Source organism: Oceanobacillus sp. AG, from assembly GCF_009746545.1.
In the GTDB taxonomy this organism is placed as follows: Bacteria; Bacillota; Bacilli; order Bacillales; family Amphibacillaceae; genus Oceanobacillus; species Oceanobacillus indicireducens.
Genome location: NZ_WOWT01000006.1, coordinates 1 through 22,191 on the forward strand (window position 1 = coordinate 1; position 22,191 = coordinate 22,191).

18 protein-coding genes are annotated in these 22,191 nt (G+C 39.4%); 16 read left to right on the forward strand and 2 right to left on the reverse strand.

What is annotated here, in order from left to right:
• Positions 1-152: 152 nt before the first annotated feature.
• From yycF to GN217_RS04005, 8 genes are all read left to right on the forward strand, one after another.
• Positions 153-854: a response regulator YycF gene (gene yycF / locus GN217_RS03970; RefSeq protein WP_156855364.1), complete on the forward strand. Its 702-nt coding sequence runs from the start codon at positions 153-155 to the stop codon at positions 852-854.
• Positions 855-859: 5 nt separating this feature from the next.
• Positions 860-2,683: a cell wall metabolism sensor histidine kinase WalK gene (gene walK / locus GN217_RS03975; RefSeq protein ID WP_156855365.1), complete on the forward strand. Its 1,824-nt coding sequence runs from the start codon at positions 860-862 to the stop codon at positions 2,681-2,683.
• Positions 2,680-4,044, forward strand: a complete 1,365-nt coding sequence (locus tag GN217_RS03980; RefSeq protein WP_156855366.1) for a YycH family regulatory protein — start codon at positions 2,680-2,682, stop codon at positions 4,042-4,044. The genes walK and GN217_RS03980 overlap by 4 nt, the downstream gene beginning before the upstream one ends.
• Positions 4,045-4,046: 2 nt before the next feature.
• On the forward strand, positions 4,047-4,964 hold the full coding sequence (locus tag GN217_RS03985) for a two-component system regulatory protein YycI (protein WP_156855367.1): 918 nt from the start codon (positions 4,047-4,049) through the stop codon (positions 4,962-4,964).
• Positions 4,961-5,746: an MBL fold metallo-hydrolase gene (locus GN217_RS03990; RefSeq protein WP_156855368.1), complete on the forward strand. Its 786-nt coding sequence runs from the start codon at positions 4,961-4,963 to the stop codon at positions 5,744-5,746. Before GN217_RS03985 ends, GN217_RS03990 begins: the two co-directional genes overlap by 4 nt.
• Positions 5,747-5,931: 185 nt before the next feature.
• Complete coding sequence (locus GN217_RS03995) at positions 5,932-7,122, forward strand: S1C family serine protease (RefSeq protein ID WP_156855369.1); 1,191 nt, start codon at positions 5,932-5,934, stop codon at positions 7,120-7,122.
• A gap of 418 nt (positions 7,123-7,540) precedes the next feature.
• On the forward strand, positions 7,541-9,256 hold the full coding sequence (locus tag GN217_RS04000; protein WP_156855370.1) for an ABC transporter ATP-binding protein: 1,716 nt from the start codon (positions 7,541-7,543) through the stop codon (positions 9,254-9,256).
• Between the two features lie 108 nt (positions 9,257-9,364).
• Positions 9,365-9,697 (forward strand): DUF3889 domain-containing protein, encoded by a 333-nt coding sequence (locus GN217_RS04005; protein ID WP_156855371.1) that lies wholly within the window; start codon positions 9,365-9,367, stop codon positions 9,695-9,697.
• Between the two features lie 45 nt (positions 9,698-9,742).
• On the opposite strand, the gene GN217_RS04010 is transcribed toward GN217_RS04005, so the two are convergent.
• Entirely contained in the window at positions 9,743-10,282 is a 540-nt protein-coding gene (locus GN217_RS04010) for a GNAT family N-acetyltransferase (RefSeq protein ID WP_156855372.1), read from the reverse strand.
• A gap of 359 nt (positions 10,283-10,641) precedes the next feature.
• Here GN217_RS04010 and GN217_RS04015 point away from each other — a divergent pair, with 359 nt between their 5' ends.
• Positions 10,642-11,811: a TraB/GumN family protein gene (locus GN217_RS04015; RefSeq protein WP_156855373.1), complete on the forward strand. Its 1,170-nt coding sequence runs from the start codon at positions 10,642-10,644 to the stop codon at positions 11,809-11,811.
• Between the two features lie 233 nt (positions 11,812-12,044).
• Positions 12,045-13,268 (forward strand): hemolysin family protein, encoded by a 1,224-nt coding sequence (locus GN217_RS04020; RefSeq protein WP_156855374.1) that lies wholly within the window; start codon positions 12,045-12,047, stop codon positions 13,266-13,268.
• Between the two features lie 151 nt (positions 13,269-13,419).
• Here GN217_RS04020 and GN217_RS04025 read toward each other — a convergent pair whose 3' ends face one another.
• On the reverse strand, positions 13,420-13,560 hold the full coding sequence (locus GN217_RS04025; RefSeq protein WP_232334324.1) for an aspartyl-phosphate phosphatase Spo0E family protein: 141 nt from the start codon (positions 13,558-13,560) through the stop codon (positions 13,420-13,422).
• 145 nt (positions 13,561-13,705) lie between these two features.
• On the opposite strand from GN217_RS04025, the gene mobB reads away from it, so the two are divergent.
• The 6 genes from mobB (at position 13,706) to GN217_RS04055 (ending at position 22,184) form a co-directional block, all read left to right on the forward strand.
• The gene (gene mobB, locus GN217_RS04030; RefSeq protein WP_156855376.1) at positions 13,706-14,218 is read left to right on the forward strand and encodes a molybdopterin-guanine dinucleotide biosynthesis protein B; all 513 of its coding nucleotides are present in this window, start codon (positions 13,706-13,708) and stop codon (positions 14,216-14,218) included.
• Positions 14,219-14,233: 15 nt separating this feature from the next.
• Positions 14,234-14,713, forward strand: coding sequence for a 23S rRNA (pseudouridine(1915)-N(3))-methyltransferase RlmH (gene rlmH / locus GN217_RS04035; RefSeq protein ID WP_156855377.1), 480 nt, complete (start codon positions 14,234-14,236; stop codon positions 14,711-14,713).
• Between the two features lie 74 nt (positions 14,714-14,787).
• On the forward strand, positions 14,788-15,882 hold the full coding sequence (locus GN217_RS04040; RefSeq protein ID WP_156855378.1) for a hypothetical protein: 1,095 nt from the start codon (positions 14,788-14,790) through the stop codon (positions 15,880-15,882).
• A gap of 452 nt (positions 15,883-16,334) precedes the next feature.
• Positions 16,335-19,601: a helicase-related protein gene (locus tag GN217_RS04045; RefSeq protein WP_156855379.1), complete on the forward strand. Its 3,267-nt coding sequence runs from the start codon at positions 16,335-16,337 to the stop codon at positions 19,599-19,601.
• Positions 19,601-20,338 (forward strand): DUF4391 domain-containing protein, encoded by a 738-nt coding sequence (locus GN217_RS04050; RefSeq protein WP_198042584.1) that lies wholly within the window; start codon positions 19,601-19,603, stop codon positions 20,336-20,338. The genes GN217_RS04045 and GN217_RS04050 overlap by 1 nt, the downstream gene beginning before the upstream one ends.
• Positions 20,328-22,184, forward strand: coding sequence for a site-specific DNA-methyltransferase (locus tag GN217_RS04055; protein ID WP_156855381.1), 1,857 nt, complete (start codon positions 20,328-20,330; stop codon positions 22,182-22,184). Before GN217_RS04050 ends, GN217_RS04055 begins: the two co-directional genes overlap by 11 nt.
• Positions 22,185-22,191: the final 7 nt, after the last annotated feature.

Consider the following 22,191-nt stretch of genomic DNA (forward strand, 5'->3'; position numbering starts at 1 on the left):
TGGGGGCCTGGGGGTCCCTACAATGGGACACTTTGTCCGGGCACAAATGCTCTGACCCCACTGGCCCCGCTCTCCGACCAAATAGGTACAGACAGATTGGCAAAAGTACGTTAAAATAGAGGAAAGCGTTACATGAAAAGGATGTGGCAAAAATGAATCAAAAAATATTAGTTGTAGATGATGAACAACCAATTGCAGATATATTAAAGTTTAATTTAGAAAAGGAAGGCTACCAAGTGATTGTCGCCAATGACGGTGACGAGGCAATACGTATGGCGGAAGAGGAAGACCCCGAACTCATCCTCCTCGATATTATGCTGCCAAATAAAGATGGAAATGAAGTACTGCGTGAAGTAAGGAAAACAAAGAGTATGCCGATTATCATGCTGACCGCAAAGGACTCGGAAATCGATAAAGTACTCGGCCTGGAACTTGGTGCGGATGACTATGTGACGAAACCATTCAGTAACCGCGAGCTCATTGCCCGGGTGAAGGCGAACTTGCGTAGACAGCAGTTACCGGAAGAAACCGAGAAACCGACGAAAAACATCGTTATCGGAAGTCTTACCGTTTACCCGGATGCTTACGTTGTTTCCCGTGATGGAGAACAAATCGAACTGACCCACCGGGAGTTCGAATTATTACACTACCTTGCACGTCACATTGGACAAGTTATGACCCGAGAACATTTACTTGAAACCGTATGGGGTTATGACTATTTCGGAGATGTGCGTACGGTTGACGTTACGGTGAGAAGACTGCGTGAGAAAATTGAGGAGAACCCAAGTAACCCGGCCTGGATTGTGACACGGCGCGGAGTTGGTTATTATTTACGTAATCCTGATCAGGAGTAGTTGTGATGCATAAAGTCGGATTTTTTCGTTCGATACAATTAAAATTCATTATTATTTATATTCTCTTGCTGATACTTGCTGTCCAGCTCATCGGAACATTTTTTACCGGGCAGCTTTCCAAAAACCTGGAAGAAAGCTTTAAGGACAATGTCTCCAGCCGAATGGAACTTCTTAGCTATAATCTCGAACGTGTTTACAACCGTGAACAGACGGAAACGGAAGAGGGAATGAGTCCGGAGGCAGAAGTTCAAGATATTGTTAATGAGCTCAGCACCGATGACCTTACGAACGTAATTGTCGTAAACAGCCAAAGTAGAATCATCGGTACGAACAATAATCTCGTGGAAATCAATCAGCGGATTACGAGAGATATCATCCAACAGGTGCTTTTCTTTGATATGACAAAGGAAGATGATTTCATCAATGAAAACGGAGAATATGTTTATGTTCGCGTCGACCCGATTCTTGATAATGAGAACAACGTAGTCGGTGCGATTTACTTGGAATCGTCCTTAGAGGGCGTTTATAAGCAGCTGGATGAAATTAATAAAATCTTTTTACAAGGGGCATTACTTGCGGTTGCAATCTCTGCCATTATTGGGGTGCTTGTTGCCCGCTCGATCACGAAGCCGATTAAGGAAATGCGCAGACAAGCCCAAGCAATGGCGAAAGGTGACTTCACCCAGAAAGTAAATGTATATGGAAAAGACGAAATCGGTCAGCTTTCAGAAGCATTCAATGACTTGAACAGCCGACTGAGACATTCCTATGCAACAATTGAAGAAGAACGCTTTAAGCTCAGTTCAGTGCTATCCAATATGTCAGACGGTGTTATTGCAACCGATCAAGAAGGATCAATCACGTTAATCAATGAAGCTGCGGGAATTCTCCTCGGGAAAAATCCGGACGATTTGATTGGTGATGATTTACTTGATGTTTTACAGCTTGATGAAAAGCTTGTCGATATATCTGAACTCCGGGAGAATAGCTCGATGATTATTGATTTCAGCGATGATCACCAGCCGTTTCTCATCCGAACTAACTTTTCCACAGTAAAAGATGACCAAGATGCAATAAATGGTTTTATTACTGTGTTGAATGATGTAACGGAAGATGAAAAGGTTGAACAAGAGCGCAGGGATTTTGTTTCCAATGTTTCTCATGAATTGCGGACACCGCTTACGACGATGAAAAGTTATCTCGAAGCATTGGCGGACGGAGCTTGGGAAGATAAGGAAATCGCACCGAAATTCCTTGAAGTTACCCAAAATGAAACCGACCGGATGATCCGGATGGTGAATGATCTTCTCCAGCTTTCCAGAATGGATGCAGAGGAATACCAGCTCCACAAGGAAGAAACAGATTTTATCGATTACTTCCACCAGATCATCGACCGTTTTGAAATGAATTTGCCGGAGACGACGACAATCAAACGGGAATTGCCGAATAAGAATTATCAAGTATGGATTGATAAAGATAAGATGACTCAAGTACTTGATAACATTATTTCAAATGCGATTAAGTATTCTCCAGAAGGCGGCAAAATTGTTCTCCGGGTAGAAAATAAACGCCATTACTTGCTCATCTCGGTGCAAGACGAAGGGATGGGAATTCCTTACGACCGATTGGAAAAAATATTCGACCGCTTTTACCGGGCGGACCGGGCGAGAACGAGGAAGCTTGGTGGTACAGGCCTTGGACTTGCCATTACAAAAGAACTCGTCGAAGCTCACCATGGACGAATATGGGCGAAAAGCAGAGAAGGTCATGGGACAACGATTTACTTTACACTCCCACTCATTAAGAGGAAGCGGAGGGACGTCAGATGAAATTCGAAACCGTAAAAACATTCATCCTCATTGTCTTAATTGGAATCAGTATTCTCTTATCTTACACGCTATGGAGTTATCAACCGAACTCCAACCAAACGATTAGCAGTGAGTTTGTAAATAGTGAGATTGATGCAGGGGGATCAAATGACGAAACGAAGCGGAGTCTGATTAAACCTGTAGATATTATTTTCCACACTGACGCAGGTTATTTTGGATTTCAAGATTCGAAATCCCAAGATCAAATGTTTCATCAGATGCAAGATTGGGTTATTTCCAATTATGAGGTTCTTGATAGTGAAGAAGCGACTGAGCGCTCCCCGGAAAAAATAGAACTCATATTTGCCGATGAAATTCCTATGAAAGTGCTCGGCACACTGTTTAATTTTGGGTCAGATGATATTATTTTTCCGAATTGGTCGATGAAGCGGATATACATTAGTTTTATTCATGACAGTAAGTCCTTACAGCTGGAGTTTAGTTCGGATACTTCCGACCAGCGTGCCGTCGCTTTGATTAATGATGCAGAGATCTATGATCAATTATGGCGCAACACGGAGACCTTGGATAAAGAAACATATCAGGAATACCTTGTTATAAATGAACAGACAAACCCGGTATATATTCCAGCCGGCAAGATAAAAATGGATTCCTATTCTATTACACCAACTCAAATTCAACCAGCTTTGTTCGTTAATATCCTATTCACGAATCCTGCTGTTGTACGGGAAACCAACTCACAGACGATTGGAGAAGCTTATTTTACGGATAACCGGCAGATGAGTGTCTATCAGAATGGCAAACGGATGGAATATATTAGTCATATTTCACCGTCAACTGACGAACCGGATCGTGTTATTAGTGAACTGGATTTGCTTGATCGCAGTATCAACAATATTAATAATCATAGCGGTTGGACGTATGCATCTCGCTTGAACCAAGATTATCGCTTGGATGATGTTAATTTGAATAACAATCAAGTAACATACCAAATGTATTATAAAAGTTATCCCGTATTTAATATTCATAAGCTCGCCACCATCCAGCAAAGATGGGGAAATTATCAAAATGGTATGCAGCTGATTGAATATGACCGGCCGCTTTATTTATTCGATAGTGAATTCAAACTGCGAGAAAATGAACTGCCATCGGGAGAAAACATCATTGACCTTTTAGAATCCGATGTGGATGTTACGATGGAGAATATAGAAGATGTTAAAATAGGCTATGAACTGAAATATCAGCAGGATGAACAGGATAGTGAATACTTTGAGATGGTTCCAGCTTGGTACAAAAAGGAAAATAATTCATGGCAAAAAATTATATTTGATGAAGAAAAGCAACCAATGGGAGGGAACTAAGGATGCAGTGGGGAAATATTAAGACATTATTCATCCTTAGCTTCCTCATCCTCAATATATATTTGATCTTTGCCTTTATCGACCGACAGCAAGATGTCGGATATCTCGACAATCAGGAATTACCGATTGAAGACCAGCTCGCTTCAGAACAAATAACCGATGATTCAAAAGCGGTTGATGTAACCGAACTTGCCTATATATCGGTCGTCCAACGGGAATTATCAGATAAGGATCTTGAGGAATTGGATGAATTAGAAGGTCAGACGATAGAAGTTTTTAATAATAATTTAATTATAAGTCAATTGGATAGTCCGGTTAAGCTTTCACCGAATAAGTCCAAAGATGCGCTGGAAGCGGCGGTTCTCCCTCACGTGCTTTACGGGGACGAATATGTTTTTGCCGAGTGGAATGAGGAATTGAATATATTGATGTTTTTCCAAGAGAAGGAAAACCGGCCCATTTACTATAATGAAAATGGCTTGCTACTCGTCTTTCTGAACGATGATAATGAAGTAACCCACTATAGCCAGACGATTCTTGGAAAGGCAGAAGTGCAAGGTGAGCCAGTGCAGTTGAACCAGCCGACGCAGGTGATCGGTCAGCTTTTCAAAGCAAATTATTTACATCGTGGAGATAATGTGTCGGATATAGAAATCGGCTATTATTCTCGGATTACCGCAGAAGGTATTCAAGTATTTGCCCCGACATGGAAAGTGTCAGTGAATGAGGAGCGCGATCATTTTGTCAATGCGATAGAAGGCCTCATTTATGAAAGCAATCAGACGGAATTTTTACTGAACGTCATTGGTGAACATATGATGCGGGTGAATATATTGGATGAGGAAAATGATTTAAGGGAAAATTTCTTACCTATTCTAGAAGAAAGATTAGAGTTAGATAATCGGAGTGAAACAGAATGAGTTTACGCTTTAGTGTACTCGCATCAGGGAGTACAGGGAATGCTTTTTATATTGAATCGAAAAAGGAAAAAATCCTTGTCGATGCGGGTTTGAGTGGGAAGCAGATTGATTTGTTATTTGAAAAAGCTCATCTTGACCCGAGCGAGCTTTCCCGCATTTTAGTAACCCATGAACATAGTGATCATATAAAAGGGCTTGGGGTAATTGCGCGGAAATATAATTTGCCGATCTATGCAAATGAAAAGACGTGGAAGGCGATGGAGCATTCGATCGGAAAGCTTACTGTTGACCAAAAGTTTGTTTTTAACCGGGAAGAAGTTCAAACCTTTGGTGATATGGACATTGAATCTTTCGGTGTCTCCCACGACGCTGCGGAACCACAATTTTACACGTTTCATAGTGGCGGAAAAAAAGTAGCGCTTGTTACGGATTTAGGTTATGTGTCGGAACGGATTAAGAAAATAGTGGAAGATGCAGATGCTTATATTTTTGAAGCGAATCATGACGTGGACATGCTGCGGATGGGAAGATATCCATGGAGTGTAAAACAACGCATCCTAGGCGATTCTGGTCATGTGTCCAATGAAGATTCAGGGCTCGCTCTAGCTGACGTCATTAACAATAATACGAAGCGAATCTATCTTGCTCACTTGAGCTTGGACAATAATATGAAAGACCTTGCCCGCATGTCCGTTTCCCGTATATTGGAAGAACGTGGCATCCATATCGAACTATGTGACACCGATCCAAAAGAACCAACCCAATTATATGATGTAGTGTAATATGAACAGGCTAAGCAGGAATCCCCTGCTTGGCCTGTTTTTTTGGCAGGGACATTGGGGTCAGAGCACTTGTCCCACTGGGACAAATGCTCTGACCCCAATGTCCCAATCTAAAAAGCGTTATGAAGAAGCGATTTTTGGTAATACTACATGTAAGTAAAGAGAGATATAGAGGAGGTTAGGGCATGGGTTATTATAAATCGAGGGAGCGCAGGAAATTATACTGGCTCACTCCCCTGCTTTTAGGTGTCATTATCGGTATTTTAATTGTCTCAGTCGCGCTTCCCGAACTAATGAAAGCAAATCTGATTCCCCAAACAACAACAGACCGAATGACAGAAACAATTCATGACGGGCTAGATGGACAGCCGCAAAATACATCTGTAAGCGTCGACGTCTCCACCCAAATAACGGAGGTCGTGGATCGGGTTACCCCAGCTGTTGTCGGTGTAACAAATATTCAAAAGGAGAATCATTATTGGCTGGAGGAAGGTTCCGTTGAAGCTGGAACTGGTTCAGGAGTTATTTATAAAATAGAAGATGGAAATGCGTATATTGTAACGAATCACCATGTCGTGGAAGGAGCCGATCAGATTGAGATCGTCCTCTATGATGATACCCATCTCGATGCGGAAGTTGTTGGCAGTGATTTATTCAGTGATCTAGCAGTAATTCGAATGCCAAGTGATAACGTTCAGGAGGCAATTGAAATTGGCGTATCCGGCAATGTAAAGGTTGGTGAGCCGGCAATCGCCATTGGCAACCCTCTTGGGCTTATGTTTTCCAGCACGGTTACGCAAGGTGTAATTAGCGGTACAGAGCGAACAATCCCCCAAGACTTTGACATGGACGGGCGCCCTGACTGGCAAGCAGAGGTTATCCAAACAGATGCCGCGATTAACCCGGGAAATAGTGGAGGCGCACTTATCAACATTTACGGCCAGCTCATTGGCATTAATTCGATGAAGATAAATGAAGCAGCTGTAGAAGGACTTGGATTTGCAATTCCGATTGACCATGCCTTGCCAATCATGCAAGAGCTTGAAACAACGGGAGTAGTCGAGCGCCCCTTCCTTGGAGTTGAAGTTTATTCGTTAGATGAAATCCCCCATCAAGAATGGGAAAACACATTATCATTGCCAAGTGATGTAACCGGGGGTGTATATATTTGGAGTGTCCAGCCACTGTCCCCTGCCGATCAAAGCGGACTCGAGCGGCTCGATGTTATCGTTGAACTAAACGGCGAACCAATTACGAATGTCATTGATCTAAGAAAAATCCTCTTCCAAGAAAAAGAAATCGGCGACACCCTAACCATCACCTACTACCGCGGCGGCCAGCTACACGAAACCGAAGCAACCCTCACCGCTCAGTAGTGGGACATGGGGTCAGAGCATTTGTCCCAGAAAAAAGAGGTGCAGTAATCCAAATTACTGCACCTTATCCACTGAACTTTCTGTCAAACACACCCTATTATCCACAGAAAAAGCGAACTTATTAACATTCCGTGGATAAAATTCCACGCAGAATCTATATATAGTAGTAAAAACTTGTTGCGTAACAAAATAAGTAGGAACACTTGTGCATATGTGGATAACTTTGGGGATAATCACATGGTTTCAACAGGAAAAACTGCTTATCCACGATTTATCCACGGGAAAACTTTCCCCAACGTGAATAACATGTAACAACTTTTCACTTACTCACAACCAATAACCTTCTTTCTTGAATCTCCCCCTAACAAAGCATATAATTTCAAGTAGACTTTTAAAAAGGAAAAGGAAGTGCATCACGTTGATACGACGTTTTTTCTCTTATTATAAGCCACATAAACGGCTATTTATTGTCGACTTCTCGGCAGCGATGATTGTGGCTATTCTCGAGCTTGCTTTTCCACTCGCCGTCCAGTGGTTTATCGATGACCTCTTGATGGGTGACGACTGGAATATCATACTAACAGTTGGTGCGTTGCTTTTGGTTGTGTACATCATCAGCACCCTGCTTCAATATGTTGTAACTTACTTCGGCCATAAGCTAGGAGTAAATATCGAAACGGATATGCGGAATGAATTATTCCATCATGTACAGAAGCAGTCTTTCCGCTTTTTCGATAATACGAAGACCGGCCATATGATTAGCCGGATTACGACAGATCTCTTTGATCTCGGGGAACTTGCCCACCATGGTCCAGAGGACTTTTTCATTTCGATTATGACATTTCTCGGTGCTTTCTTTATTATGTTCACGATTAACCCAATGCTCGCACTTATTGTATTAATTACCATTCCAATCCTCATATTCCTCATTTCATACGGGAATATTCGTATGAATCGTTCGTGGAAAAAGATGTATGAGGATATTGCGGATGTAAACGCCCGTGTGGAAGATGCTGTTTCCGGTGTGCGTGTCGTTCAAGCATTCACGAATGAACAGTTTGAAATGAACCGGTTCAATGAAAATAATAAAAAATTCCGCCGTGCTAAACTTGGAGCGTACCGCGTGATGGCGACGGTTCACTCGAACATCTATCTGCTCATGCGGCTTATGACGCTGCTTGTACTCGTATTTGGCGCCTGGCTCACCTTCAATAACCTCTTAACGTACGGGGAACTAGTCAGTTTTATTCTTTTAACGAACGTACTCACAACCCCGATCAATAAAATTACTGCCCTTCTTGAGCTGTATCCGAAAGGCATGGCTGGTTTTAAACGATTCACTGAAATGCTTGATGTTGACCCGGATGTGAAGAACAGACCAGACGCAGTGGAAGTCGATAAACTTCAAGGTAACATTGAATTTAAAAATGTGACATTTGGTTATGAGGAAAATAAGCCAGCTGTACTCGATAATTTAAATTTAAACGTACACGCAGGGGAAACTGTGGCTTTCGTAGGTCCGTCCGGTGCCGGTAAAACGACGATATCTTCCTTGATTCCGCGTTTTTACGATGTGGATGACGGCAGTATTTTTATAGATGGTATTGATATCCGCGATATGACGAAAGAGTCTCTTCGTAAAAATATCGGTGTCGTTCAGCAAGATGTTTTCCTATTTACAGGGACACTAAAGGAAAATATCGCCTATGGTAATCTTGATGCGAGCGATGAGGAAATTTATGAAGCAGCCCGCCGTGCTCATATGGAAGAATTCATTGCAGAACTCCCTAACGGTTATGAAACACAAATCGGTGAGCGTGGACTCAAGCTTTCTGGCGGACAGAAGCAGCGGATCGCGATTGCTCGTATGTTCCTCAAAAATCCGCCTATCCTTATACTCGATGAAGCGACCTCTGCACTCGATACAGAGACCGAGCGGATTATTCAAGAATCTCTGAATGAGTTAGCGGAAAATCGGACAACACTTGTTATCGCCCACCGTCTTGCAACGATTAAAAATGCAGACCGTATCATGGTTGTTACGAAAAATGGAATTGAAGAACAAGGAACCCATGACGAATTAATTGCACAAAATGGCATTTTTGCAAGGCTCCATAACGTCCAAATGAATTAAGAAAAAGCATATCCACCCCTCTTTAAATAGAGATGGATATGCTTTTTCTATTTCTTCCTCATAAATTGTCTCTAAAAAACACAACCTATATAAAAAGGAGCTGATGATATGTGGAAATTACTACTCACTATTCACCTCATGCTTTTCTCAATTGGTATCGTGACAAATCCAGCACCAAGCGAATTTGCTACGGCAGAAGAAGCCCCTTCTTATGCCAAATGGGGCCAAGTTGCCATGAAGAAAACGAAGGAAAAATATCCGGATGCTAAAATCATCGATTACTTGCATATCGGTGCGATTACAAGAAACGGCGAGACGACGGAAAAATTTAAACTTTGGCTTCGCGGGAAAGATCGGGAATTCGGTGTCTATATCGACATCCGCTATACGAAAAAAACAGAGGAAGTCATCGACATCAAATTTCAAGAAACGGACCGATAATTCGTTCGACAACAATCGTCAAAACTCTGGGACGGATCAGACTTTCTATTCCCATTCCGATCGCAGCATGCCGTAGACAACATGATGGACAAAATGATCATATAGCCACTCGGCCTCACGAATTGTTCCTTCTTCCTTAAATCCGAGCCGTTCTGGAATCGCCCGGCTTCTCCGATTCTCGACAGCTGCACGAATCTCCATCCGATTCAAATCAAGCTCATAAAAACCGTAGTGCATCAACCCGCTCACCGCCCGGCTCATAATTCCGCGCCCTACCATATCTGTAGCGAGCCAGTAGCCAATATGACCGACACGGTTTGACCAGTCAACCAAATTAAATCCAATCATCCCGCAAAGCCTTCCCTTATAAATAATTCCACAGTTCAATGCCCTTTTTGCATTGTATGCGTCAAGCGTATGCTGAATAAATTTTAAACTATCTCGCCTTGTCCGTGTCCCGTCGACCCATGGTAACCACTCCCGAAGCTCCGTACGTGATTTTTCCGTCAGATTAAACAATTCAGTCGCATCTGATTCCTGAATATGCCTTAATGTAATTTCTTCATCCAACGCTAATTCAAGCATCTTACTCCCCCTCTTTATGCCGATACCCTTTACCAAGCTATCTGTTTAATTTCAATCATACAAATTTCCTTCTTAAAAAGAAAGACCTAATTTAAAAAAGAACCGTCTAAAAAAGCACATTTTATTTCAATTTCAAGCAACGCTAGTTTATTATAGAAGTAATAAACATTTTTTCACGGTGCCATTGTCCGTAAATCTTTCGTTATGATATAAGGAAAGAAATCAAATCTATTTTAGCGAAAGAAACGGCCACTAACACCCTGATTTACTCCATTAACATTCAGGGGAAAAAGCAAAGACTTCCACTGAATGAGTTTCGTTTTATAATCATGCCTAGGATTAATTAAAGGAAGGAATCTATACTTGTGGATAATATAACGCGATTAGAAATAAACGGAAAAGAAATCATCCTAATCGGAACGGCCCATGTTTCCAAACAGAGTGCCGAACAGGTAAAAGATGTTATTGAACAAGAAAAACCCGACGCCGTCTGTATTGAATTGGACGAACAGCGCTATCAATCGATATCCGATGGGAACAAATGGCAGGATACGGATATTTTTAAAGTCATTAAGCAAAAGAAGGCATCCTTACTGCTTATGAACCTAGCCATTTCCTCTTTCCAAAAACGGATGGCAAAACAGTTTGGCATCAATGCAGGTCAGGAAATGATTCAAGGAATTGAATCAGCTAAAGATGTCGGAGCGGAATTGGTCCTCGCCGACCGGAATATTCAAGTCACCTTTTCACGAATCTGGGGAAATATCGGCTTCAAAGGAAAAGCAACTCTGCTTAGCCAAATCATTTTTAGCATCTTCAGTAATGAAACAATTACCGAAGAAGAACTGGAGAAGATGAAGCAGCAGGATACAATCAATGCGATGCTCCAAGAGATTACCGAGAGCTTCCCGAAACTTAAAAAACCATTGATCGATGAACGCGACCAATACTTGGCACAGAAGATTAAAGAAGCACCAGGTGACAAGGTCGTTGCTGTGCTAGGAGCGGCACATGTCCCTGGAATTACAAAAGAAATACATAAAGATCAAGATCTGAAGGCGTTGACGAAGCGGCCGCCGAAATCAAAGGCCCCAAAAATCATCGGCTGGACAATCCCAATTGTTATTATCGCCCTCGTTGTGTTGACCTTTTTCCAAAACCCAGATGCTGGTATGCAGCAAGTCTGGAGCTGGCTGCTCTGGAATGGGTCGCTTGCAGGTATTGGGACGATTATTGCGCTTGGACATCCACTTGCCGTAATCACGGCCATCGTTGCAGCACCATTTACATCATTAAATCCGTTTCTTGCAGCTGGTTGGTTTGCCGGATTAGTCCAAGCATGGATGAAAAAGCCGATCGTCCGAGATTTTGAAACGTTAGCGGATGACGTGACAAGTGTTAAAGGATTTTGGGATAATAAAGTAACTCGCGTCTTGCTTGTCATCGTATTGGCGAACCTTGGCAGTGCCTTAGGTACATTTGTTGCCGGAGCAGATGTCATTCGCTTATTCATTCAAAATTTATTCTAATAGAGGATGTTCAAAAAGTCCGGTAAAAATGACACTTCGAATTTCTTCGTTGGCTTGCTTTTCGTATGCTCACGTATCAACTGCATACGTTCCGCCACTCAAAGCTGCGCCGCCTCGAACTTCTCGGTCCTTTTTATCCTCCTTTTTGAACACAAGAAAGCACATTCCTTCGGGACCGGGTTTTCTTTTCTTTACCTAGACGTGATTTAAGTATCTTGAAGGAGGAAAAATAAGTGATCATTGCGATCATCGTTCTACTATTCGTTCTGTCGATTTTCTTCTCTGTGAGTGAGACAGCGCTTGCCTCGTTAAATCAGGTAAAATTACAGACCCAGGCAAAAAATGAGGACCGAAAAGCACAGAAGCTCCTGCGAATTATTGAAAATCCGGGTGAATTGTATATCGTGAACGTGATCGGCAATAATATTGTCGATCTTTCCATCATTGCCCTTGTCGTTTACTGGACATTGGATACGAATATGAACACCATTCTTGCTGTTACTTTTGTTATTTTGGCGATTATTATTTTTGCTGAAATCATTCCAAAAACAATAGCACGAGCGATCCCGCAGGAAATTGCATCAGCTGTATCCCCGATTATTCAAGGCATTATCAAAATACTAAAACCGATTATCTGGTTACTTGAGAAAATATCGCAACTTATTGCAAACCGTTTTCATAAAGAAGGAGTAGAGGAAGCCTCTATGTCAAAAGATGAGCTCCGGACACTAGTGGATCTTGCCGGACTGGAAGGGACATTCCGGGCGGATGAATCATACCGGATTAAGGGTGTACTTGACTTCTACAATTTAAATGTCCGTGACGTCATGAAAACCCCCCGCGTGGATATTGTTGCCTTGCCGATCTCATCCACCTATGAAGAAGTGCGCGATTTTGCAATTGATAACCGATTTACCCGTTTTCCCGTATATGATGAAGATATCGATAATATTGTCGGAATCATGCATACGAAATACTTACTCTCTTGGTCTGTGAACCCGAGCCGAAAATTGGAGGAATTTATTGATTCCGAACCACTAATCGTCTATGAATTTCAGCCGATTGAGGAGATTTTCCGAATGATGACGAAAGAGCGCAGACATTTAGCCATCGTGCTGGACGAATATGGCGGAACAGAGGGTATCATCACCCACGAGGATATTATTGAGGGAATGATTGGACTTGAGATTCATGATGAGATGGATGAGGAAAGTGAAGCATTGATTGAAAAGCTCACACCGACGAAAGTAGTCTGTGACGGGAAAGTCACGTTGCACCGCTTAAATACGATATTCCAGACCGAAATCCCAGAGGAAGAAGATGTCCTTGCCGCCTACTTACTAAGTGAGTTCAAAGACTTTCCAAAGGCCGGCGACACACTCGAACGCGACAATCTTACCTTTAAAATCCTCAACGTAGAAGATCGTACCATTCGGAAAGTGCAGATTGTAAAATAGTAATACATACCTGTCAGTTTTCCAAGTTTGTCATGGAGTTGAAAAATAGGCAGGAAAAAAACCGAACAAATCAAGATGTTTGTTCGGTTTATTTTCTATGTAGGCCGATTCTCTAGTCTGTTACATGATTCCTACAACGAAGTTATTTTTCTTATTTTCTCTTTTGATTGAGTGTCGCTAATTGATTAAGCAATTGGTCAAGTTCCTGTGATATATTTATTAGTTTTTCATAAGTGGCATCATTCGTATAGGCCTCGTACATTTTCAATCGCTTATTCTCAATCTGGACCACCAATCTATCTTTCAGGTCCGCGATAAACGCATCACTCCTTTAAAGTGATACTATGTATATTAACCGTTTTTAATAAAAGTAAACAAAATACTTCTTTAACTAAAGGGAAAATAGCTTTACAGCAGGAATCTGGAGGGGAAACAGTATGAGAATCATTCAAATTACCGGATACAAAAATAGCGGTAAAACAAACCTTTCGACCAAAATAATTGAAATGTTCACAGAAATAGGTCTAAAAGTAGGTTCCCTTAAGCACCATGGGCATGGTGGCATCCCCCTTGGATTTAGTAATACCGATAGTGAAAAACATCGCAAGGCCGGAGCGGCTATCGCAGGAGTCGAAGGAGAAGGAGTTTTTCAATTTTCAGCTCCTGATTTATCGTTGGAGCAGCTGATTGATTTCTATGCTTTTATGAAAATAGATGTACTCATCGTGGAAGGATTTAAGGATCAACCATTTCCTAAGCTAGTACTTTTGTCAGAGAAAGAGGACCGGCATCTCCTTGATAGAGTGAAGAATGTAAAAGCAGTTGTGTCTTCTTTTACTTTAGAGGATGCGGCTGCGTATCCTACCTTTAAACGTGATGAAACGGATGCGTTCCTATCTTGGCTGAAACAGGATATGATAGATAATAAGAGCGACTACGCGTGGAAATAGAGAGGAAGAATAAAGATGAAAATAACAATCATTTCTGTCGGTAAATTAAAGGAAAAATACCTCAAGCAAGGCATTCAGGAATATCTAAAACGGCTTTCAAGTTATGCTGACGTTTCCATTGTCGAACTGGCTGATGAGAAAGCACCGGAAACGATGAGTGAAGCGGAGATGGAAACGGTGAAACGTAAGGAAGGCGAACGAATCCTTGGTACAATTAAACCCGATACGTATGTCATCACGCTTGAGATTGAAGGAAAGATGCTGACATCGGAAGGTCTTGCCGCGAAAATGGATGAGCTTGCGACGTATGGTAAGAGTAAGGTTGCTTTTGTGATTGGCGGGTCGCTTGGGATTAGTGATGAAGTACGAAAGCGGAGTGATTTTGCGCTGTCCTTTTCGAAGCTGACGTTTCCTCATCAGTTGATGCGGTTGGTGTTGTTGGAGCAGGTGTATCGGGGGTTTAGGATTGTTAGGGGGGAACCGTACCATAAGTAAATGAGGTTTTTAGTATTAGCCGATGTAATGGATAACTTTTAAGGTTTACTATGTGAAAGGAAGTAGCTTGTAAAATGAAAAATATCAAGTTGAAACAAATCTCTTACCAAGAATTATTGATTGAAGTACAAGAAGTATATGAATTGATGCATAAACTAACGAATTCAGATGTTGAGATTATTTCCTACATTTCAACATCTCTTATTCCTTATTTAAGCTTTGTGTGTGATGGTTTGGATTATTTTCATGCAGGAACAAAAGAAGTTCATTCAAGTTGGTACAACGACATAAAAGGGAATTCTGTACAACAATTAATTAAAGAAAACCGTAGTGCTTTAAAGTTATACTCAGAGTATAAAGGAAATAAAGTTATTCCTAAATTAGAAGACGACACAGCCCTTTTTAATGAATTTTTAATTGGTAATTATAATTTAAGCCAAAAAGCATTTATAAAATTATTTGGTCAACGTGATTTAGGAATATATTACTTTAAAAATATTGATTATGCAAATACTTATCAGTTGTTTAAAAACATTAAAACTCTCTATATTGGTAATAAGGGAATTATCGGTCCTTTGATGAAGGAGTTTGGAATAGTTCTTGCCAATTACATTTCCAAAGCAAGTATTTATCCAGTGAGTAAGACTCCCAATAAGATTTTTTCTCTTACTGATAATTTTACTCACCAAGACGTTTATTTTAAGGACTCTAAACGTTTTGATGCTTTTAATAATACAGAAGATAGATATTGGCGACTATTTTTGTATAATTATTATTGTCAAAATAATTTTATTAGAATCATTTTTCCGGTTATATTAGGAGTCCGTAGAAATTTTTATTATCGAATGAAGTTTTGTACCTATCTATTATCAATAAAAGGTTTATATTTATTGTCAAAGAAAGTACCAAAAATAACGAAAGAATACTCTAATATTAATGAATTAATTAATGCTAGGGAGACTATTGTGCCATTAAAATCTGATTTAAGGAACAACCTTTTCCATTATAATATTGTAAACATTCCATGTGAAGTATTTGATGAAAAAGGAAACTTTTTCAAAAAAATGGTAGAGTATTCAGTAATGAGGTCTTTTGAAGAGTTCGATAATCAGGTAGATCAAGAATTAGATAAATATCAAGAATTAATAAAACAAATTTTATTTTCCTGAAGTTAACCTAAAGTTAATAAAAAAATTTACTAACCTTTATTTACTTAAGGAGTTGAGTATGCATTGTAATATGAAAGAACTAAAACCTCATTTAGACATACTATAGAGAACCTTACCATAAATAGGTAGCGGTTTTCTTTAAAATATAATCCCTTAGGATGGCTGGGGAGTTGTTTGTAATCATATTATGTCTGCAGGAATCGCTAGGACTTCTGAATTCTAGGATATGTGCAATAAAAGAAAGTTGAATATAAATAGAAACTGATACCTAGTAGGGTCAGAAAAACTTTACATTTTCTCTCTCCCTATAAGAGAAACCGATTAAAAGAAGTGAGGGGTCTACCTTTTAATCTATGTATAGTGGCATAGCTATTGTGGACTGTATAATAAAAACTGGTAAAATAGACTTAGTGAACTCCTTTCATGACATGTTTATATTGGGGGCTAGTCATATGGACTTTAAAATGGTAGATAATAAGGGAGAAAACACACTTATAAATATACTAATGGCTGAAATAAAAGCTGGATCTAAAATTGCGATTGCATCTGCGTATTTTAGTTTGTTTGCATACAATGAATTAAAAGAGGAATTGGAGAAGAGCGAGGAATTTCGATTCTTATATACAAAGCCGACATTTTATAAGAAGGAAGCTGATTTAAAAAGACAATACAAGATTAGTCAGAATCGTGATGTAGCTGCAGAGCAGCCTAGGTTCGATGGTAACTCATTTGAAATCCAGCTTCGAAATAAAATGATATCCAATCATATTGCAGCTGAAGCAACAAAGTGGATAAAAGACAAAGCACAATTTAAAACAATTATCGGAGATACCCAATTCCCAAAAGAACTACTCATTGAACAGGCAAATGGGAGGGAAAGTTTATATTTACAATCCGAAATTGAATTCACAGCGGATGGACTTGGTATTACAGAGTCAAATCGTTTCGCGAGTTTTCCTGTTGTATTAAACCATAAGGAATTGATCAAACAATCCATGAAAGAGTTTGAACAAATATGGAATGACGAAGAAAACGTTAGGGATGTAACGAATGAGGTTCTTAATCAGCTTAAACTTATCTATAAAGAAAACTCTCCTGAGTGGTTGTATTTTGTAACACTGTACAACATATTTTCAAATGAATTGGAAAGCCTTGACGGAGAAAAAATCATCAAGGAAGGAACTAATTTTAAAAATACAGTCATATGGAATAAGCTATATCCCTTTCAACGTGACGGGGTTGTCGGTATTATCGATAAAATTGAGAAGCATAATGGTTGTATCCTTGCTGACAGTGTTGGTCTTGGAAAGACATTCTCTGCACTTGCAGTCATAAAGTATTATGAGCTTAGAAATGATCGTGTTCTTGTTCTAAGCCCGAAAAAACTACGTGATAACTGGACCGTGTACACGCAAAACGATAAAAGAAATGTGCTGCTTGATGACCGCTTTAATTATGACGTGTTGAATCATACTGACCTTAGTCGTGATGGTGGATACTCTGGTGAAATCAATCTGGATACAGTCAACTTGTCTAATTATGACCTTGTTGTCATTGATGAATCCCATAATTTCCGTAACAACAATCCTCGAAAAGATCGGTTGACGAGATATCAAAAACTGATGCAAGAGATCATTAAAAAGGGAGTAAAGACAAAGGTACTTCTTCTCTCTGCTACTCCAGTTAATAATAAAATGAGTGATATTAAAAATCAAATCGCTTTTATTACTGAAGATCGAGATAATGCATTAGCAGATGATGGTATTGAATCAATTGAATATACATTAAGAATGGCGCAGACTGTTTTCAATCGTTGGTCAGAATTACCGAATGAAAAACGCACAACAGAGAATTTCCTTGATATGGTTGACCCAGATTACTTCCAACTGCTTGATTTACTTACTATCGCTAGGAGTAGGAAGCACATCGAAAAGTATTATGGCGTAGAGGAAATTGGTGAATTCCCTGAACGTTTAAAACCTGATAATAAAAAGGCAGATATTGATAACCGTAAGGAATTCATGGAAATGGATGAGGTAAATGAGCTAATTGAAGCATTGACATTTGGCATCTATAAACCAATGAATTATATTCTACCCGCAAAAAGAAGGCATTATGAGGAGCTTTACGATACAAAAATTGGACGTGGTTCTGGAGTATTCAGGCAGACTGACCGTGAATCTGCTGTCGCTGCATTAATGAAAGTTAACATATTTAAGCGTTTGGAAAGCTCTATACATTCCTTCAACCAGACACTCGAAAGACTAGTTAGCAGATTAGAAGAAACAATTAATTTACTCAAAAGTAATAGTCAACACACTATGAATTCTTTTGTTGCGGAAGATATAGAAGATATGGATGACGATATGCTAGAAGCAATTACTGTGGGTAGTGACAAGATTAAAATCAAATTATTTGATATCGATCACGTGAAGTGGCTTGATGACTTGGAACATGATTTAAGTGTTCTAACCGAGTTACTCTCGCGTTCGTCTCAAATCGACGCAAAAAGAGATGCAAAATTAGATATGCTAAAAGGGTTGATTCAGAAAAAAATAGAGAATCCAATTAACCTTGATAACAAAAAAATTATCATCTTTTCTGCATTCGCTGATACAGCGATATACTTATATGAACAATTAGCGGACGAACTGCAGCGAATGGGTTTACATACAGCACTTGTAGTAGGTTCAGGAAACAATAAGACAACATTGAAAGGTATAAAAACAAAAGATATTAATGATATTTTGATAAACTTTTCCCCCGTTTCAAAAGAACGCGAGAAGATAACGGACAATATTCACGAAGAAATTGATATATTGATTGCAACAGATTGCATTTCTGAAGGACAAAACTTACAGGATTGTGATTATTTAATCAATTATGATATTCATTGGAACCCGGTCCGAGTAATTCAGCGCTTTGGAAGAATTGATCGAATCGGTTCACGCAATACATATATTAAACTCGTAAACTTTTGGCCAAAAATGGATATTGATGAATATATTAATCTAGAAAATCGAGTAAAAGGTCGAATGAAGATATTGAGCACTTCCGCAACGGGTGAAGAGGATATACTCGACATATCGAGTAAGGAAATGAACGATATAGAATATCGCCGGAATCAGCTAAAACAACTTCAAGATGAGGTCGTTAATCTTGAAGATGTTTCAGGCGCAATATCCATTACCGATTTGACTTATGCGGAATTCAAAAGTGATTTAAGTGCTGTATTGAAAGAACATGGGCGTGACTTGGAAAAGGCTCCAAAGGGAATGTATGCACTGACAACAAATCAAGGGTTTACAGATGCAAAGCCAGGGGTTATTTTCTGCTTCCGTCAAACAGCTGATTTTGATATGACGAATAACAGTCTCGCGCCTTATATTTTATTGTACTTAACAGAAGAAGGAGAAGTCCATCTACATTATACCAATGCGAAAAAGATACTTGACTATTATCGAAAACTATCACTTGGTCTAAAAGAACCGTTCACTAACTTAGTCAAACAATTTAATGAAGAGACTAATGATGGTGAAAATATGCAGCAATATACTAATTTGCTACGGCAATCCATTGATATTGTGAAGGACAAGACTGAAAGTGATGCGTTTGATAGTTTCTTTACTCCCGGTGGAACCTCTGTGCAGGCGGAAATGGACCTAGACTTCGATGAGTTAGAACTAATCTCCTTTTTCATCATAAAGGGGGAGGCATGATGGAAGAAAAAGAAATACTAAAGGCACTTGAACTGCCCAAAGAAACACATGTCCTGCGTACTTTTCCATTTAATAGATTGGCACCTAGGTTCACCGTGAATGATAAGAAGTTTTTTCAGGAAGTAGTGGAAACCCACGGTGTACGTCTTCTGGCAACGATTAACACTAAAACAACGAACATTCCTGTATATGAGGATGACGTAACTGTTTATCAAGAAATACACTTTTTTCAAATTAAGGTGAAAGACTTGAAATGGACAAAGCGGATTTACAAAATACTAGCAGATGCTATGCCTTATCCTCTATTCATACGATTTATCGCAGCTTATAAAACGAAATGGATAGGGGCTATCCATCAAAAGGTTGAAAAGACTGGCTTACTTAAAATGCAAAAGGTATATAGCACAAATCCTGAGATAGATGAAGGAGAATATTTGAAGAGTTGGGCATTTAGCCAGAATGAAAAGTATCATTTAAAGGTATTTTATGAAAACCTGCTACAGCAGATAGTACGCATTGAACTAAAGGAAACATACGGGTATGATGCTGAATTGGGGTTAGCGAAAGGTACAGCTCACCTTGAAGCAATCGAAGCACTAGATAAAGAAATTGAATCATACATCACAAAGGCGAAAAAGGAACCTCAAATGAATAAGCGGATTGAATGGCAAATGGAAGCAAATAAGTTAAAAATGAAAAGAGAAAAAATGATCGAGGGGAAATATAATGAACAATAATCGAATTCCATCAAGCTCACCAGATTTAACCCAAGAAAATATTGAAAAATTAAAAGAGCTATTTCCGGAAGTTGTTACTGAAGGTAGGATCGACTTTGATATGTTAAAAACGGTACTAGGGAAAGAAGTTGATGACCGGAATGAACGATATAGATTTGAATGGCACGGAAAAAGAGAGGCACTTTTAGGAGCGCAACAGCCCTCCAAAGGAACGCTTCGGCCTGATAAAGAGACCAGTAAAAACTTTGATACGACAGAAAACTTGTATATCGAAGGAGACAATCTTGAAGTATTGAAGTTACTACAAAAATCATATAACGGTAAAGTTAAGATGATATTTATTGACCCGCCATATAACACGGGTAATGATTTTGTTTATGAAGATGATTTTAAGGATAATATTCAAAATTACCTCGAGCAAACGGGGCAAGTAGATGAGAATGGAAATAAGTTAAAAACCAATACAGAAACTAATGGAAGAAAACACACCAATTGGCTTAATATGATGTATCCTAGGTTGAAATTAGCGAGAAACCTTCTTAAGTATGATGGAGTTATTTTTATAAGTATTGATGACCATGAAGTTTATAATTTGAAGAAGTTATGTGATGAGATTTTTGGTGAAGTAAATTTCCTAGCCAATATTGTATGGCAACACAGTATTCAACCGAAAGGTTATTTGGGAAAGTTTTCAGTTCATCATAACCATATCTTAGTATATTCAAAATCTCCTGAATTGAAATTGGGAGCTTTAGAAAGAACAGAGGAACATAATAAAGCGTATTCTAATCCTGATAACGATCCAAATGGACCGTGGCGCTTGGGAGACGTTAGAAATGCATTATATAGACCTAATTTAATATATAACATTATAAGTCCATCAGGTAAAGTAATAGAACCTCCTGAAAAGGGCTGGCGTTGGAGCAGAGAAACGATTGAAGAGAAAATTAGAACTGGCGAAATTTCTTTTAATAAAGATGAGACAGGTATAATAAGAAAGATTTACTTGAAAAATTTGGAGGGAAGGGCACCTGAAACTATATGGTTCGGAAAAGACGTAGGTACTACAAGAGAGGGAAATAAAGTTATTAAGGACCTTTTCGATAACACTCTTCCATTTGATACACCTAAGCCGGTTGAATTAATTAAAAGAGCAATACATTTATCAGATGACAGAGAAGGTATCATACTAGACTTTTTTGCTGGTTCATCTACTACAGCTCATGCGGTAATGGATTTAAATGCACAGGATAAAGGAACAAGAAAGTTTATTATGGTTCAGCTCCCAGAGCAAACCGATAAAAACTCCGTAGCATATAATACAGGTTATAAAGACATTTCAGCAATTGGCCAGGAACGTATCCGACGAGCAGGTGAACAAATCATTGAAGAACATCCTGGGGCAGCTGAACATCTCGATATTGGATTTAAGGTACTGAAATTAGATAAGTCGAACATCCGTGAATGGAACGTTGATTTTGATAAATTAGAAGAACAGATGAGATACTATGACAATATGTTTGTACCAGACCGTTCTGAGCTGGATGTTGTTTATGAAATCATGCTTAAGTATGGTCTCGAGTTAACTTATCCTGTAAACACCTTTCAGGTAGACGGGAAAAATATATATGATATTGCATTCGGTAACCTATTCATTTGTTTGGATGACAATATTGATATGACAATTGCTCAAGCAATTATTGACAAGCGAAACGATTATGGTATTGAGACAAGCTCAGTTGTCTTTGCTGATTACGGTTTCCGTGGCAATGACTCGGAAAAGCTGAATTGCTTTAAACTATTAGAAGATGCGGGCTATCAGGACGAACAGCTTATGACTATCTAGGAAAGAG